The organism is Streptomyces sp. NPDC058231, assembly GCF_042882275.1.
Lineage (GTDB): Bacteria > Actinomycetota > Actinomycetes > Streptomycetales > Streptomycetaceae > Streptomyces.
On the sequence record NZ_JBHVWN010000004.1, the window covers coordinates 159,538 to 173,662 of the forward strand.

General features: G+C 68.5%; 16 protein-coding genes. 7 read left to right on the plus strand and 9 right to left on the minus strand.

All coding sequences use genetic code 11. The features are described from left to right. The first annotated feature begins 198 nt into the window (after nt 1–198). Both ACFVXE_RS04625 and ACFVXE_RS04630 read left to right on the plus strand, forming a co-directional pair. Entirely contained in the window at nt 199–762 is a 564-nt protein-coding gene (locus ACFVXE_RS04625) for a DinB family protein (RefSeq protein WP_389669140.1), read from the plus strand. 493 nt (nt 763–1,255) lie between these two features. After that, nucleotides 1,256–1,963, plus strand: coding sequence for a DUF4232 domain-containing protein (locus ACFVXE_RS04630; RefSeq protein ID WP_389669142.1), 708 nt, complete (start codon nt 1,256–1,258; stop codon nt 1,961–1,963). A 238-nt stretch (nt 1,964–2,201) separates the two neighbouring features. On the opposite strand, the gene ACFVXE_RS04635 is transcribed toward ACFVXE_RS04630, so the two are convergent. The 5 genes from ACFVXE_RS04635 to ACFVXE_RS04655 form a co-directional block, all read right to left on the minus strand. Continuing rightward, a complete protein-coding gene (locus tag ACFVXE_RS04635; RefSeq protein WP_389669144.1) occupies nt 2,202–2,426 on the minus strand; it encodes a hypothetical protein in 225 nt (74 codons plus the stop codon). Between the two features lie 188 nt (nt 2,427–2,614). Beyond that, nucleotides 2,615–4,003 (minus strand): MFS transporter, encoded by a 1,389-nt coding sequence (locus tag ACFVXE_RS04640; protein WP_389669145.1) that lies wholly within the window; start codon nt 4,001–4,003, stop codon nt 2,615–2,617. After that, a complete protein-coding gene (locus ACFVXE_RS04645; RefSeq protein WP_389669147.1) occupies nt 4,000–4,659 on the minus strand; it encodes an ArsR/SmtB family transcription factor in 660 nt (219 codons plus the stop codon). The genes ACFVXE_RS04640 and ACFVXE_RS04645 overlap by 4 nt, the downstream gene beginning before the upstream one ends. A gap of 83 nt (nt 4,660–4,742) precedes the next feature. Further along, on the minus strand, nt 4,743–4,931 hold the full coding sequence (locus ACFVXE_RS04650) for a hypothetical protein (RefSeq protein WP_389669149.1): 189 nt from the start codon (nt 4,929–4,931) through the stop codon (nt 4,743–4,745). Nucleotides 4,932–5,445: 514 nt separating this feature from the next. Further along, nucleotides 5,446–5,802: a DoxX family protein gene (locus ACFVXE_RS04655; protein ID WP_389669151.1), complete on the minus strand. Its 357-nt coding sequence runs from the start codon at nt 5,800–5,802 to the stop codon at nt 5,446–5,448. 423 nt (nt 5,803–6,225) lie between these two features. Here ACFVXE_RS04655 and ACFVXE_RS04660 point away from each other — a divergent pair, with 423 nt between their 5' ends. Continuing rightward, on the plus strand, nt 6,226–6,753 hold the full coding sequence (locus ACFVXE_RS04660) for a DinB family protein (protein ID WP_389669153.1): 528 nt from the start codon (nt 6,226–6,228) through the stop codon (nt 6,751–6,753). A gap of 339 nt (nt 6,754–7,092) precedes the next feature. Here ACFVXE_RS04660 and ACFVXE_RS04665 read toward each other — a convergent pair whose 3' ends face one another. After that, nucleotides 7,093–7,356 (minus strand): GlsB/YeaQ/YmgE family stress response membrane protein, encoded by a 264-nt coding sequence (locus ACFVXE_RS04665; protein WP_389669155.1) that lies wholly within the window; start codon nt 7,354–7,356, stop codon nt 7,093–7,095. 109 nt (nt 7,357–7,465) lie between these two features. Further along, on the minus strand, nt 7,466–8,164 hold the full coding sequence (locus ACFVXE_RS04670; protein ID WP_389669157.1) for a class I SAM-dependent methyltransferase: 699 nt from the start codon (nt 8,162–8,164) through the stop codon (nt 7,466–7,468). 396 nt (nt 8,165–8,560) lie between these two features. On the opposite strand from ACFVXE_RS04670, the gene ACFVXE_RS04675 reads away from it, so the two are divergent. The 4 genes from ACFVXE_RS04675 (at nt 8,561) to ACFVXE_RS04690 (ending at nt 12,747) form a co-directional block, all read left to right on the plus strand. Then, nucleotides 8,561–9,988 carry a family 2B encapsulin nanocompartment shell protein gene (locus ACFVXE_RS04675; RefSeq protein ID WP_389669159.1) on the plus strand — a complete coding sequence of 476 codons (1,428 nt, stop codon included), beginning with the start codon at nt 8,561–8,563 and terminating at the stop codon, nt 9,986–9,988. A gap of 25 nt (nt 9,989–10,013) precedes the next feature. Continuing rightward, the gene (locus ACFVXE_RS04680; RefSeq protein ID WP_389669161.1) at nt 10,014–11,063 is read left to right on the plus strand and encodes a family 2 encapsulin nanocompartment cargo protein terpene cyclase; all 1,050 of its coding nucleotides are present in this window, start codon (nt 10,014–10,016) and stop codon (nt 11,061–11,063) included. Between the two features lie 39 nt (nt 11,064–11,102). After that, nucleotides 11,103–11,978: a geranyl diphosphate 2-C-methyltransferase gene (locus ACFVXE_RS04685; protein ID WP_389669163.1), complete on the plus strand. Its 876-nt coding sequence runs from the start codon at nt 11,103–11,105 to the stop codon at nt 11,976–11,978. Between the two features lie 325 nt (nt 11,979–12,303). Continuing rightward, nucleotides 12,304–12,747, plus strand: a complete 444-nt coding sequence (locus ACFVXE_RS04690; protein ID WP_389669165.1) for an ester cyclase — start codon at nt 12,304–12,306, stop codon at nt 12,745–12,747. 143 nt (nt 12,748–12,890) lie between these two features. Here ACFVXE_RS04690 and ACFVXE_RS04695 read toward each other — a convergent pair whose 3' ends face one another. Next, complete coding sequence (locus tag ACFVXE_RS04695; RefSeq protein ID WP_389669167.1) at nt 12,891–13,457, minus strand: isochorismatase family protein; 567 nt, start codon at nt 13,455–13,457, stop codon at nt 12,891–12,893. 92 nt (nt 13,458–13,549) lie between these two features. Continuing rightward, a complete protein-coding gene (locus ACFVXE_RS04700) occupies nt 13,550–13,894 on the minus strand; it encodes a VOC family protein (protein WP_389669169.1) in 345 nt (114 codons plus the stop codon). Nucleotides 13,895–14,125: the final 231 nt, after the last annotated feature.

Below are 14,125 nucleotides of genomic sequence, written 5' to 3' on the forward strand. Positions count from 1 at the left end.
GGCTGTCACATCTGGGTCATTGAACCCAACCCAGCCAGCCGGGTTGTTGATGTCAAACAGCCGCTCGCGGCGGCGCGGCCCGAACGGCACATCAGCCCCCAGCGTCATCTCCCGGTGCGGTGCGCTCTCGCGGCCCACGGCCGGCGACGGCATCCGCGAGGGTCGCAGCCAAGTTTCCGTTGTATGTAGTGTGCGGAAATGGCAAGAAGCGAGCGGCTCGCGGAGCAGTTGGACTGGCACTGGCGCACAAACCTGCGGCCACGGCTGGACGGTCTCACCGATGAGGAGTATTTCTGGGAGCCGGTGCGCGACTGCTGGAGCGTCCGCCCGCGTGGCACGTCGGCCGCACCGATGTCGGAAGGTTCGAGGGAGTGGACGATGGACTTCGCGTCCCCTGGCCCGGTGCCGGCGCCGGTGACCACGATTGCCTGGCGGTTGGCTCACATCATCGTCTCGTGCCTGGGCTATCGGGTCGGATGGTACTTCGGCGGCCAGGACGTCGACTCCCAGACATTCGCCTACGCGGGGACCGCTGACGAGGCGCTGAAACAGCTCGATGAGATGTATGGGAGATGGAACGCGGGGGTCCGCGAGCTCTCGGACGCTGACCTGGAGAATCCGCCCGCGGTGGGTCCCGAGCGGTTTCCCATGGAGAACAGGGTCCTGCACGTCAACAGGGAGCTGATCCATCACGGCGCCGAGATTTCCCTGCTGCGCGACCTCTACCGCTGGCAGGACGGAGCCGTACCGCGCCGAATATGACTTTTCCGGTAACCGGCGATCGAGCTTCGGAAACCTACGTGGATCAGGGTGCCGTCGATCAGGACGACCTCGCCGTCCCGTCGGGCGATCTTCTTCAGGGCGCGGTCCAGCCGTGGTGCCTTGGCGGCCAGCAAGGTGATCAGCTCGTCGCGCCAGCGCCGGATGGTGGTGGCGGCGCGCCGCCGGCAGCCCCGACCGGCTCGCCCCGCAGCTGGTCCTTCTTGCCGAGGGCGCCCAGACCACGGCAGCCGTCTCGGGAGACCCCGACACCGCGCTACACGCCCGCGCCGCCGCCGACACCCTCATCCGATGCGCGCTGGAAGACGAGGCCGCGGCCGCCTCCTGAATCCGGCAACACCGCGCCCCCTCGCTCCATCAGGTCCGGGTCATCTTGCGTCCGCCGCTCCCGCCGGGCCCGGTGCGGGAGTCCGAAACCGTACTCCCGCACCGGAGTTGATGATTCAAGGGGCGCAGAAGCGAGCAGGCGAGAATCATGGACTCCACTCCGCGAACCACCCCATCGTCCCCACGAGCCTTCCGTCCGTGGGGACGCGGACCGGCCGGGACCGGGCGCGCGCTCAGCCGGTACGCCCTCGTCCCGGCGGCAGTCGCATCTCTCGCCCTGGGCACCGCCGGCTGCAACGACGGCCCTTCCCCCTCGACCGAGCCCGCGGGCTCCAGCAGGTCGGCCCACGGCAGCACCGCCCCGGACACGGCCATCGCCCCGGGCGAGCCTGCTCCCACCAGGGCCGCCACCCCGACCACCTCGACTGCCGCATCCACCCCGGTGACCGACAGCGGTCCGGGGCGCTGCACGACCAAGGAACTCACCATGCGCCTGGCGCAGGGCGACCCAGGAGCGGGCCAGATCCACTACCAGCTCACACTGGTGAACAAGTCCTCCCACTCCTGCACCCTGACCGGCTTCCCCGGGGTCTCTCTGATCAAGCGCGACGGCAGTCTCATCGGCAAACCCGCCGACCGTGAGGGCGCCGCGGGGCGGGCGACCGTCATCGGCGCCGGCGACTCGGCCGAAACCACTCTGCACACCCTCAACCGCGGGATCAAGGGCTCGAAGTGCTGGGACCGGCCCGACTATCTCCGGGTCTACCCTCCCGGCTCCCGGGAGGCCCTGACCCTGCGCACCACCCAGCCCCTCATCTGTGGCGACCTCTTCCGGACGACAGCGGTGACCGGCTGACGCAGGAGCGGCCGGCCGGGGCGGCCCTCGTGGGGACGGGCCGCACGTCCGGCGTGCTCCGGCGGCCGTCGCCGTTACGTCCGCCGGCCCGGGCGAGGCTCAGCACGGGCGGCAAGCAGACGGCCTGTCGGGACCGGTCGAGATGCGACGCCCCTCCCCCGCCGGTCCACGCGTACCGGCCTCGCTCCCACATCGTGGACGCACCGGTCACCGCAGCCGACGTTCCGGACGGACCCGTTCAGTCGGTGCTGAATGTCCGGTCGACGGCCAGCGTTTCTTCGTAGAGGTGCATGCGGACGATCTGACCGCCCTCGACCAACAGGTGCATGGCCGACGGTGTGGTGAACTCCTTGCCACCGACCGCGAAAAGAACCCCGGACGTGCCCGCCTCGCCGTCACCCTGGCCGGGATCGTTCTCGTCCTCGTCGCCATCCCCGTCCGGGGCACCGGCGACATCGACCACCCTCACGAGTGGACGGGCGCTCGACGATCACAGTTGTCCTGACTGGACTGTCAGGCATCACGCCCCGGTGGGCATCGCGTGCCGGCGTCATCCGTGCTGTCGTAGCCGAGGACATCCCCCAGGAATTGCTGCCGGCATTGATGGTGCGCTGCTCGGCGGCTCCGGGGCGCCGGGCGCCGACCCCGGCGCTACCGACCGGCATCCGACTGACCCACATCGGGCTGATGAAGATCGGGGCCGACGATGCTCGGGGAGCGCGACTCGTCGTTCAGCAGAGGCGTCGTACCTGGATCCGGGGATGCGGACCCGCTGCGATGGATCCACAGGAGTGCTCCCGCCAGCAGCGCGATGCCTCCCAGCAGCCAGGGCACTGGGCCTGGCCGGAGGGTGCCGACTATCAAGCCGGTCAGCGCTGCCACCAGTTGCAGGGCAAGGGACTGGACGGACAGCGCGGTCGCCCGAACCGCACTGGCGACACGGCGGTGCAGGATGTCGTTCTCACTCGGTCCCGCCGCGCCGAGCCCGAGGTAGACAAGACCGTAACCGGTGGCCGCGAGGATCACGGAGCCCACTCCTGTAGACCCTGCGGTGGCACCGAGCAGGAGCAGTCCGCTCGCGCCGGTGCCCAGACTCACGACGACCGCGCGCTCGCCGGTGCCCGCCAGCCGGGCAGTCAGCGGTGCGAGGTGGCTGCCGATACCGGAGCAGATGAATCCGGCGCAGGCGAGTGCGGCGAAGAGCACCGCTCCCGACTCCGATGCGCCGGTGAGGGCCGCAGCACGTCCCGGTGTGAGCAGTTCGATCGCGGCCAAGGCACTGCCGGCGGCCCCCGCGCTGAGAAATACCCGGCGAACCAGCGCGTCACGGGCCCCCAGACGCAACCCGCCCGCGACCGTCGCCGGGATGTCTCGGAGTACATCGCGCAGCGTGGCCGACGGCCGGGACGGCTCGGGGAGAGCGGTCAACACGTACAGCACGAAGGCGATCTCGACCGCCGCACCCAGCAGTAGCGGTACGGAGAGAGGCAGCACCCGGCCGGAGGTGGCTTCGCTCAGCCATGCACCGAGGTCGGGCCCGGCCCCGAGCAGCCAGGGAAGGGCACCGCCGAGCAGAGTGCCCGCGGCGAGTGCGGCGGAGGTCGCGGAGGAGCCGCGGGCCAGGCCGGTGCGCACTTCGGCGCCGGGCCCGGAGTATGCGTGGACGAAGTCGACGTACCAGGCTTCGGCCGGTCCGCTGGACAGGGCGCGGCCCGCACCCATCAGCGCCATGCCCAGGCCGAGCAGCCAGGGAGCGGTGCCCAGGCCCTGAAGGGTCAGGGCGACCAGGTTCAGCAGGCCGGCTGCGGCCAGGACCGCGCGGCGTCCCAAGACGTCGGACAGCCCTCCGGTCGGCAGTTCCAACGCCGCGGCCGTGAGGGAGTGCGCGGCGAAGAAGCCCGCGATGGCCGTCATCGTCATACCGCGCGCGGTGAACAACAGGATCAACGGGGCGATGGTCAGTCCCAGTGGCAGCCAGAAGAGAACACAGACCGTGACGTAGCGGCGGCGTGCCGTGTCTATGTCCAGCGGTCTGGTCATGAAGCCTTCTCGGCATCTGTCTCAGCGGCTGCATCTGTCTCGGCGGCGCGGGCGTCCGGCTCCGTGCCGGATTCGCGCGGTGCCAGTGCCAGCCCGGCGGTCAGGAGTACGACCTGCGCCGCGCGGGGGTCCTCCGCGTCACGGGCGGTCAGTTCCTCCAGCTTCCGGTCGAGCACTTCCCACAGTTCGGTGAGCGACTCGGAAGTCAAACGGGGCATCAGGTCGCTGATTCCGGAAGGCTCCACCCACTCCTGCCCCAGCCGGCCGTCGGCGATATCGGCCTCGTGCTGGACGAGTGCGGCCTCCAGGTGCTCGATCTGGGCCCTGCGCGACAAGCTGAGCCAAGCGCGGCTGCCCGGCGTGGCTCCCATTTCCTTGTTGCTCCAGGAGGTCACGGAGTGCACCGCCTGCCAGCGACGCTCCCGCCCGTCACGGTGCTCGGCCTCGGCGACGAACGCGTACTTCGCCAGGACCCGCAAGTGATAACTGGTGGAAGCGGACGACTCCCCGGTCCTGACCGCGAGCTCGCTCGCGGTGGCTGGACCGTCCTGTCGCAACATCCCGAGCAATCGGATGCGCAACGGATGTGTGAGCGCCTTGAGGGCTGCTGCGTCCTGCTCCGGATCGAGTACGCGTCTCCGCTCGTCACTGACCATGACCGGAGGTTAGAGCTCTCGAAAGCTTTCCAAAAGTATTTTTGCAGAATTTGTTTTGGAAATGATGCGCGGGGGCGTCGACCTCACCCTCGGGCACCGGCCCCGGAGACCGCGGTGTCCGGGGCTGCCTCCTCGAACGTGGTGCCGTTGCCCGCTCCGGCCGAACGGCCCGGCACCGTACGGGAGTCCCAGCCGGCGATGTCCGCGGCACGAGCTCGGCAGATGGCCGAGTGGACCGTCGTCCGCCGCAGCGCGATCAGGTCCCGGTCCACCTCGATGCCGAGGCGCCGGAAGCCGGGTTGCGCAGACTTCGCTCTCCTGCGAAAGCGACGTAGGGGGCGACTTCGCACGGGAGCCAACGCTTCAGACCGCTGATGTGTTCCGCGGCAAGCCGGTCGTCGGACAGGGTCCCGCGCGGATCGAACGCGGCAGTGCGCACAAGGAAGTAGTCGTTGATGACACCGTCATAGCCCGCGGCATGTCCTGGAGCGATGACTTCCTGGTGCCAGACATGCGGCGGATCGGTCGCGACGGCAAGGCCGACCTGGTCGGCATCCGGACACTGGGTCGCTGCGTCGGTGTGCTGTCGATCAGACGCGGGTGGGGGCGTCGGCCGGCCAGGCATCGACAGGCCGGACCGCCGCCCGTTCCACATCCATCAGGTCTGTCGGATGCCGCGGCTGTCAGCACGGGTCGTCGGCGTAGGCCTCCCGAACCCGTGAGCCAGACAGTCACACTCCCGGGTGACGGAACTGGACTGCCCACCCCATGGACGGCAATGACACCTCACCAAGCGCCGTGCTCGAGCAGGCCGAGGGTCAGGGCGGCCACCGCGGTGGCCAGGAAGACGATTCCGCCTACGATGTTGCGTGAGCCCACCCGCAGGTGGGCGATGATTGCGCCGATGAAGTACAGCACGAGGCCGGATGCGGCGAGGGTGCCCAGGAACGGCACGGCGAGCCCGGCCAGCAGCCCCACGGTGCCCGCGGCCAGCAACCCGCCCAGCACCGGTACCCACTTCCGCGGCAATCCCTTCATGTCCGCTTGGGTCTTGGGGTATTCATGGCCGATCAGGTAGGTGACGGCAGCGGCGCCGTTGAAGACCGCGCCGAGGATGGTGACCGTGACGTAGGCGGCGTGCACGCTAACTCCACTTCTGTGAGTGCAGGTTCGTTCGACACCCCACCGCGGGATGCCGTGCTCCTGGCATGACGAGTCAGCGACTCGATTTGTGACATCGATCGACAGTCGGATGTGCCAGGAATCGCGAAGTCCCGACAGTCGTTACGCGACGCCACACGATGGTGCTGTCGGCAGTTGGAGTGCTGCCCGCACGACGATGATCGCACCCGGCCGTCAACGACGCCCCCCAGGGCGGACAATTGGTCGTCATCGGCTTGCGACTTGGACCGGCCGGCGGGGGTGCCCGTGAGGTGGGTACGTCAGAACGGCCGCGGGTCCACGTGATCAGGGGGTGCCCTGCGCCCAGCAATCACAAGGGGCGGCTTGGCCACGCTGCGATTTCACCTGCTTGATCCCTCCCGGACGGCGGTGCAGGGTGGATCCATGACATGGACAGCACCTCCGGTCGAGCGCACCAAGCAGCTAGCCGGCCTGGGTACCGTAACTGAGCGTCAGATGTTGGAGGGTTGGCTGAGCTGGCACCGAGAGACATTGCTGGCCAAGTGCGCCGGGCTGGATCCGGCCCAATTGGCGCGGGCGACCGTGGAGCCTTCCCACCTCACCCTCCTTGGCTTGGTCCGGCACATGGCGGAGGTGGAGCGATGGTGGTTCCGGCGAAGCTTCGCCGGTGAGGCTGTCGGCGATGTCTTCACCGGTCCGTCAGATGGCAACGAGGGACTCGACGGAGTCCACGCAGCCGATGCGGAGGGAGACTTCAGATTGTTCCAGACCGAGGTCACAGCATGTGAGGCGGCGGCGGCCGGGCACGACCTCGACGAGACCTTCATTTCCTCTCGCGGAGTTCCCCTCAGCCTGCGCTGGGTCTACGTGTTGATGATTCAGGAGTACGCCCGCCACAACGGCCATGCCGACTTCCTGCGGGAGCGGACCGACGGGGCAACGGGCGACTGAGCCTCTTCCTCACTCGGTCCGGCAGTGGGTGCCCAGGAGATGGGGGGTGAGCATCGGAAGGGGCCCGTGATCATGGTGTTCCCTGCGCTCAGCGATCACGGGGAGGGCTGCCGTGCCCGCACATCCATCGCGCCTGCTCGAACCTCTCTGGAACCAGTTCGTGGCGCTCCTGCCCGCTCGAGGCTCTTCCTCGATCTCCCTCCGGGGTCGGCCGGCTCCTGCTTCGCAGCGGCTGAAGCGTTCCGCAGTGGCGGCGCGGGCTGCATGCCCGGCGGAGCAGCCCACGCAGGAGTACGTCGGCTGCCCCCGGTGCGCGTCGTGTTGTGGGATGCCGGGCTGTCAGCGGCGGCCCTTGATCCGGTCGAGGCCTGCGACGCCGAGCGCGGCGAGGACGATCTGGATGAGCCACTCGCCCCAGTCGACGCCCTTGGTGTCACCGATGCCGAATCCTGCGGCGATCGCTGACCCGATGAGGGCAGCCACGATACCGACGACGATGGTCCACAGGATGCCGATGCGCTGCCGTCCCGGAACGACGAGCCGCCCCAGGACACCGATGATGATGCCGATCACAGCCGCGCTGATGATGCCCGAGATTTCCATCTCCACCCCTTCGTTGACCCTTATGCCTCCCTTACGGATGCCCGTTCGAGGTGAGTGCAGTCGCTCCTCTCGTGACGTGATGTGCACTCTCTCTCGCCTCTGATCAAGGTCACGACACGATGCGTGCGACCGGCGCATCATCCCCGTTTCCCCCGGTGTTGCGCCGGGCGGCAGTGCCTGCCCGTCGGATACGCCACACGCTGTCGTCCCTGTAGCCCTCGATCCCGTCCGGTGAAACACTCGGCTGCCGGACGGTCTCCTTGGTCTCCACCGTCCAGTGCCCGCGGGGCAGCGCGAGCCGGTCCAGGAGTCCGTCGAGAGTGGGAAACTCGAATTCGAAGGGCGCCTTGCTCTGCCATGACGGCCATCCCCCGTGCATGACGATCAGCAGCGTGCCGCCCTCCGCCACGGCTCCGGCGGCCTCCCGCATGATCCGTTCCTGGTCCAACCCGACCGGGGACTGCAGATATTGCGCGCTGATCAGGTCGAAGGAGCCCTTCGGGAATGTCTCTCCGAGTTCGTGACGTGCCCAGTCCGTCCGCTCGCCCACTCCCGCTTCGGCCGCATGAGATGCGGCGCGCTCCAGCGCCGTCCGGGAAATGTCGGCTCCGGTGACCTGCCAGCCGCGCGACGCCAGCCACACCGCGTCCGCGCCCTCGCCGCATCCGAGGTCCAGAGCCCGGCCCGGCCGGAGGTGACCCGCCTCGCGCACGAGCAGCGCGTTGGGACGGCCGCTCCAGACACGGTCACGGTCGCGGTAACGGGCCTCCCAGAACTCGGCGGGCTGCGTCGGTGAGACAGGGGACATAGCGACTCCTCGGCAGGTCGAACGGAACGTGCGCGATCACGGGCCGAAGCCGGCGTCCGACACCGGATCCAGGCCCGGACCCAGCCTGCCCCGCGCTGCGGAGCAACGATGCATACCTTTGCCGGTCCGGCAAAGGACAGCCCTGACCGACGTCAGGAGGAGCGCGGTCGCTCACATGTCCCGTGCACACACGTCTCCGTAGTGAGAGGACGGCGTGCGATCACATTCCCGTGTGCCCACTGCCTCAGCCTGCAGGTTTGCACCTCCAGGGCGCGTAACCGCCTCCTTCGCGCGGTTCCGACCGGCTCCTGCCGCTGTTTACCTGGTAGCTGCACACGACGACGTCGCGCATCACCGACCGCTTCGCTCACCCTCGTTCACCTCCCAGGAGGGAATGTGTCCGTACCGGACAGCGCCACCGGTCCCACCACCGACGAACCCGCCGGCGAACAGCTCTCCAGTCTCAGCACCCATGCGGCGCGCAGACTTGCCACCACCACCAAGTCCGCGCCGCAGATGCAGGCCATCACCTCCCGGTGGCTGCTGAAGGCTCTGCCCTGGGTGGACGTCAAGGGCGGCACGTACCGTGTCAACCGCCGTCTACAGCTCAGCATCGGCCGGGGCAGGGTGCAGTTCGAGCAGAACGGCGGGGACGACATCAAGGTCATTCCCGAGACACTGACCGAGCTCCCGGTCCTGCGCGGCTATACCGACACCGCTGTCCTCGAGCAGATCGCCTCCCGCTTCCGGGTCCGGGAGGTGCGGGCCGGTCAGATCCTCTTCGAGGCCGGGCAACCGGTGACGGAGACCTATCTGGTCGCCCACGGACGGCTCACCCGCTACACCGCCGGCAAGTACGGCGAGGAGGAGGTCCTCGGGGTCGTCACCGACGGCGACCAGCTGGGGGACGAGGCCATCGGCCAGTCCGACCCGCTGTGGCTGAGCTCGGTCCGGGCCGAGACCGCGGGCACGGTGCTCGTACTCCCCTGGCACGTCGTCACGGAGATCACCGATCGGGCACCGTCCCTCGCGGCGCACCTGGAAGCCTACGCCGATCGGCAGCGACGGCCGATGAACCGCAAGGGCGAGGCCGATGTCCCGGTGCAGGCCGGCCACACCGGCGAGCCGACGCTGACCGGCGGCTTCGTGGACTACGAACTGGAGGCTCGCGAGTACGAGTTGTCCCTCACCCAGACCGTGCTCCGCGTCCACACCCGGGTCGCCGACCTCTACAACGACCCGATGGACCAGACCGAGCAGCAACTCCGCCTGACCATCGAGGAGATCCGAGAACGCCAGGAGTGGGAACTGCTCAACAACCGCGAGTTCGGGCTGCTGCACAACATCGACTACGGCCAGCGCATCAGCACCTTCTCCGGTCCGCCCACCCCGGACGATCTCGACGAACTGCTGTCGATGCGCCGCAAGACCCGGCTCTTCGTCGCCCATCCGAAGGCCATCGCAGCCTTCTTCCGGCAGTGCAACCGGCGTGGTCTGGTGCCCGGGACCGCGAACGTCGACGGTCACGAGGTGCCGGCCTGGCGAGGCGTCCCGATCTTCCCCTGCGGCAAGATCCCGGTCAGCCCCCAGCACACGACCAGCATCCTCGCGCTGCGTACCGGAGAGGCTGACCAAGGAGTCATCGGTCTCTACCAGACCGGAATTCCCGAGGAGTACCAGCCCGGGCTGAACGTCCGGTTCATGGGCATCAACACCACCGCGATCATCAACTATCTCGTCACCGCCTACTACTCTCTGGCGATTCTCGTCCCCGACGCGGCGGGGATCCTGGAGAACGTCCAGATCGGGCGGACCGCCGAATGATGCCGATCGACACACGGGGTACGGAATGAGCTCGCAGCCGAACTCGACCGCCTTGTTTTCGCCACCCGGGCCGCCCGCCCTCTCCTTCGCCCTCCGGACACGGCGCGCCGGGGCGATCCCCGGGCTGCGCCACCGACCGGCGGTCCCCGCCGATCCCTGCAAGGTCGAAGAGGTCGATCGCAGACTGGAAGCCTGGGCCCGTGGCCTCGACCTCTTTCCCGAGACGTGGTTCGAGGACTTCGCCGGCTTCCAGTTCGGCCGGGCCGTGGTGCTCCAGCATCCGGGAGCGGCCGATCCGGAACGCCTCACCGCCGCCGGCAAGCTGCTGCTCGCCGAGAACGTCATCGACGACTGTTACTGCGAGGACAGGGGTGGATCACCACGAGGCCTGGGCGGCCGACTGATCATGGCCCAGTCGGCGATCGACCCGTACCACGGTACGCCCACGACGGAGGAGCAGTGGCGGCACGGCATGCAGACCGACGGGCCGCTCCGCTCTTACCACGGTGCTGTCCAGGAGTACGCCGCGTTCGCCACGCCCAGCCAGACCGACCGCCTGGTGCACGATCTCGCCCGGCTCCATCTGGGTTACCTCGCCGAGGCCTCCTGGGCCGAGACACGGTACGTGCCACGGGTGTGGGAGTACCTGGTGATGCGGCAGTTCAACAACTTCCGTCCCTGCCTGTCGCTCGTCGACGCCGTCGACGGCTACGAGCTGCCGGAGGCGGTGTACGCCCGCCCCGAGATCCAGCGGATCACGGCACTCGCCGGTAACGCCACCACGATCGTCAACGACCTGTACTCCTTCACCAAGGAGCTGGCCAACGACCCCACGCATCTCAATCTGCCGCAGGTCGTCGCCGCCGACGACCGGTGCGGCCTCAAAGCCGCCTACCTCAAATCCGTCGAGATCCACAACGAGATCATGACGGCCTTCGAAGAGGAGTCAGCCGTCCTGTCCGCCACCTCGCCGCTCATCGCGCGCTACATCGAGGGGCTCGCCGCCTGGGTGTCCGGCAATCACGAGTGGCACGCGACGAACACCCACCGCTACCACCTGCCGAACTACTGGTAGCCACCCGAGTCCCATCACACACGCTACAAGGAGTCACTGTTGACCACTGCTCCCCACGTCACCGCGGCCGCGCCGGTTCCTGCGCAGTCCACGTACCAGTCCCGCGTCGCCGAGTACTGGAACATCGAGGAAAACCCGGTCAATCTCGAACTCGGCAAGATCGATGACCTGTACCACCACCACTACGGAATCGGGACCGCGGACGACTCCGTGCTCGACGAGCCCGACCCGACCCGGCGCCACGAGCGGATCACCGCCGAGCTGCACCGCCTGGAACAGGCCCAGGCCGAACTCCTCGCCGCCCGTCTCGGCCCTCTCTCCCCCACCGACCGGGTCTTCGACGCGGGCTGCGGACGCGGTGGCGGTAGCGTCGTGGCCCACTCGCGGTACGGCTGCCAGGCCGACGGCGTCACCATCTCGGCCAAGCAGGCCGACTTCGCCAACACACAGGCCCGCAAACGCGGCATCGAGGACAAGGTCCGCTACCATCACCGCAACATGCTCGACACCGGGCTGCCGACCGGTGCGTTCGCCGCCTCGTGGAACAACGAGTCCACCATGTACGTCGAACTGGAGCTGCTGTTCGCCGAACACGCCCGGTTGCTCCGTCGGGGCGGACGCTACGTCGTGATCACCGGCTGTTACAACGACGCCTACGGGCGGGCCTCGCGCGAGGTGTCCCTCATCAACGCCCACTACATCTGCGACATCCACCCGCGGTCGGCGTACTTCCGAGCGATGGCCCGCAACCGGCTGGTCCCCGTCCACGTCGAGGATCTCACCGAGGCCGCTCTTCCCTACTGGGAGCTGCGCAGCAAGGCCGATGGCCTGGTCACGGGAATCGAGGACACGTTCCTGACCGCGTACAAGAACGGCAGCTTCCAGTACCTGTTGATCGCAGCCGACCGTGTGTGAGGCCACGGCCGGGACGTCCTGATCGGTCCGCGGAGTGTCCGGGACGCCCTCGGGCACTTCCGCCCCGGCAGAGTCCTGCCTGACAACAATTCCTGCCCGGCCACAGGTGGCTGGGCAGGAATTCAGGTTTTCGAGCCACGCGTGTCGCCCTCGGCGCGATGCCGTGGGCCAGGTCCTTCGCAGGCACTCGAACTCGCCTGTCCGGTCATGTGTCTCCGACGGCCGATCGCTCATGTCACAAAGTGGTGAGCCGCTCCGTCATGAATGCGTGAACACCGGCCACGGCGGTGCGCCGAATGTGCGGCCCGCTTCGAGGAGGAACCACGTGTCCAGAGCTCAGGCGACAAGCGAAAGCGCGGAGTTCAGCCGCTTGCACGATGCCGTGAACACCGGTGACGCGGAGGTCATCTCGAAGACGATCGACGAGGTCGTCGCGCCGGACCTGCTGTTCCACGCACCGGTACCGACCGGTGTGACGGGGGTGCAGGCACTCAAGCAGGTGTGGACCGTGCTCCTGCGTGCGTTTCCCGACCTTCACGTCGCGGTCGAGGATGTCATCGCCGAGGGGGACAAGGTCGTCTTCAGGAACACGGTCACCGGGACCCACCTGGGCGAGTACAGAGATCTTCCGCCGACCGGCAGGCCCGTCAGATACGACGAGATCTTCATCATGCGCTTCGCAGGCGGCCGAATCGCCGAAATCTGGGGGGTCGTCGACGTCTACTCGCAGATGCGACAGCTCGGCATGATCTCCGGAGGTTCTTCGTGACGGTGGTGCAGAAGAGCCCTGTGACGGCCACCGGGTAGGGCGGAGAGACGTCCCTGGCTGGGCGCACCGGGCGATCGGACGACGCGGCGAGGCTCCGGGCCGTCATGGTGCGCCCGCCAGGGAAGACGGGACGTCTCTCGGTCTCAGGCCTCGTATTTCGCGGCGAAGTCGACGTCGCCTGTGCTGACCGTGCCCGCGGTCCGGCCGGGAGCTGTGTGGTATTTCCAGTACATGTTCGTGTGGGCGATGACCTTGTCGGGTGACGGCGCTCCGTACTCCGACAGATCCTCCGTGGTGTGGGCGTCGTCGACGAGCGTCGCGTCGTAGCCACGGGTGATCGCCCCGTGGAGTGTCGAGCGGATGCACTCGTCGGTCTGCGCGCCGGCGACGAAGAGGTGGCCGATGCCGTGCGCGGCGAGCACCGACTCCAGGTCGGTCTCCTCGAAGGAGTCGGCGTACGCCTTCTGCACCAGGGGCTCGGATTCGCGCCGCACGAGTTCGGGTACGTACTGCCAGCTCTCGCTGTCCCGGACCAGTTCGTCGCTGTTGTGCTGGATCCAGACGAGGTCGATACCGGCGGCGCGTGCCTTGTCGACGAGGGTTCCGATATTGGCGACGACGGCGTCCCGCGCGTACGCCTCCCCCACGACGCCGTTCTGCACGTCTATGACGAGCAGTGCGGTGTTCGGCCGGTCGACGAGCGTGCTCACGGGTCCTCCTGGCACACGGGGATCGAGGTCACGACGATGCTATGCCGGCGCGGGCCCGCGGCGGGGCGTCATGGTGGATCACGGGACAGCCCTCAGAGTTCGTAAGCCTTTTCGTGGCGCGGCTCGTAGAGCCCCAGCTCACCACCGCCCGGCAGCCGGATCCCGGTCCTGATCCCCCAGCCGGCGTCGGTGACCGGGGTGCACTCCACTCCCTTCGCCGACAGCTCCTCGACGGTCGCCGTGACGTCGTCGCACATCAGGAACAGTTCGTGTGACGATCCGTCAGCCGGGTGAACCGCCACCTCGGCGGGGGGCAGCTTGAAGATGAGCCAGCCCCCACCGGCGTCGACGTGCGGATACTCCAGGACGTCCCGGAAGAACGCGCGGTCCGCCTCGGGGTCCTGGCTGTGGACGATGATGTGTGCGCCGTTGATCACCCGTGAACGGTACCCAACGTCGGCAGCGGAGCCCGGCAGTGACGCCGTCGTCCATGGCGGCCGCTGCCACCGGGTTGCGAATGGCCGAGGTGCTTGTGCGGGCAGGGGTGGCCGGGACAGGGCGCGGCGGGGGGGGGGGGCGCCCCCCCCCCGGCCCCCCCCCGGGGGGTGGCGGGGGGGCGCGGCGCCGGGGCCCGCGGGCGGAGGGGGGCCCGCCCGGGCGGGGAGCGC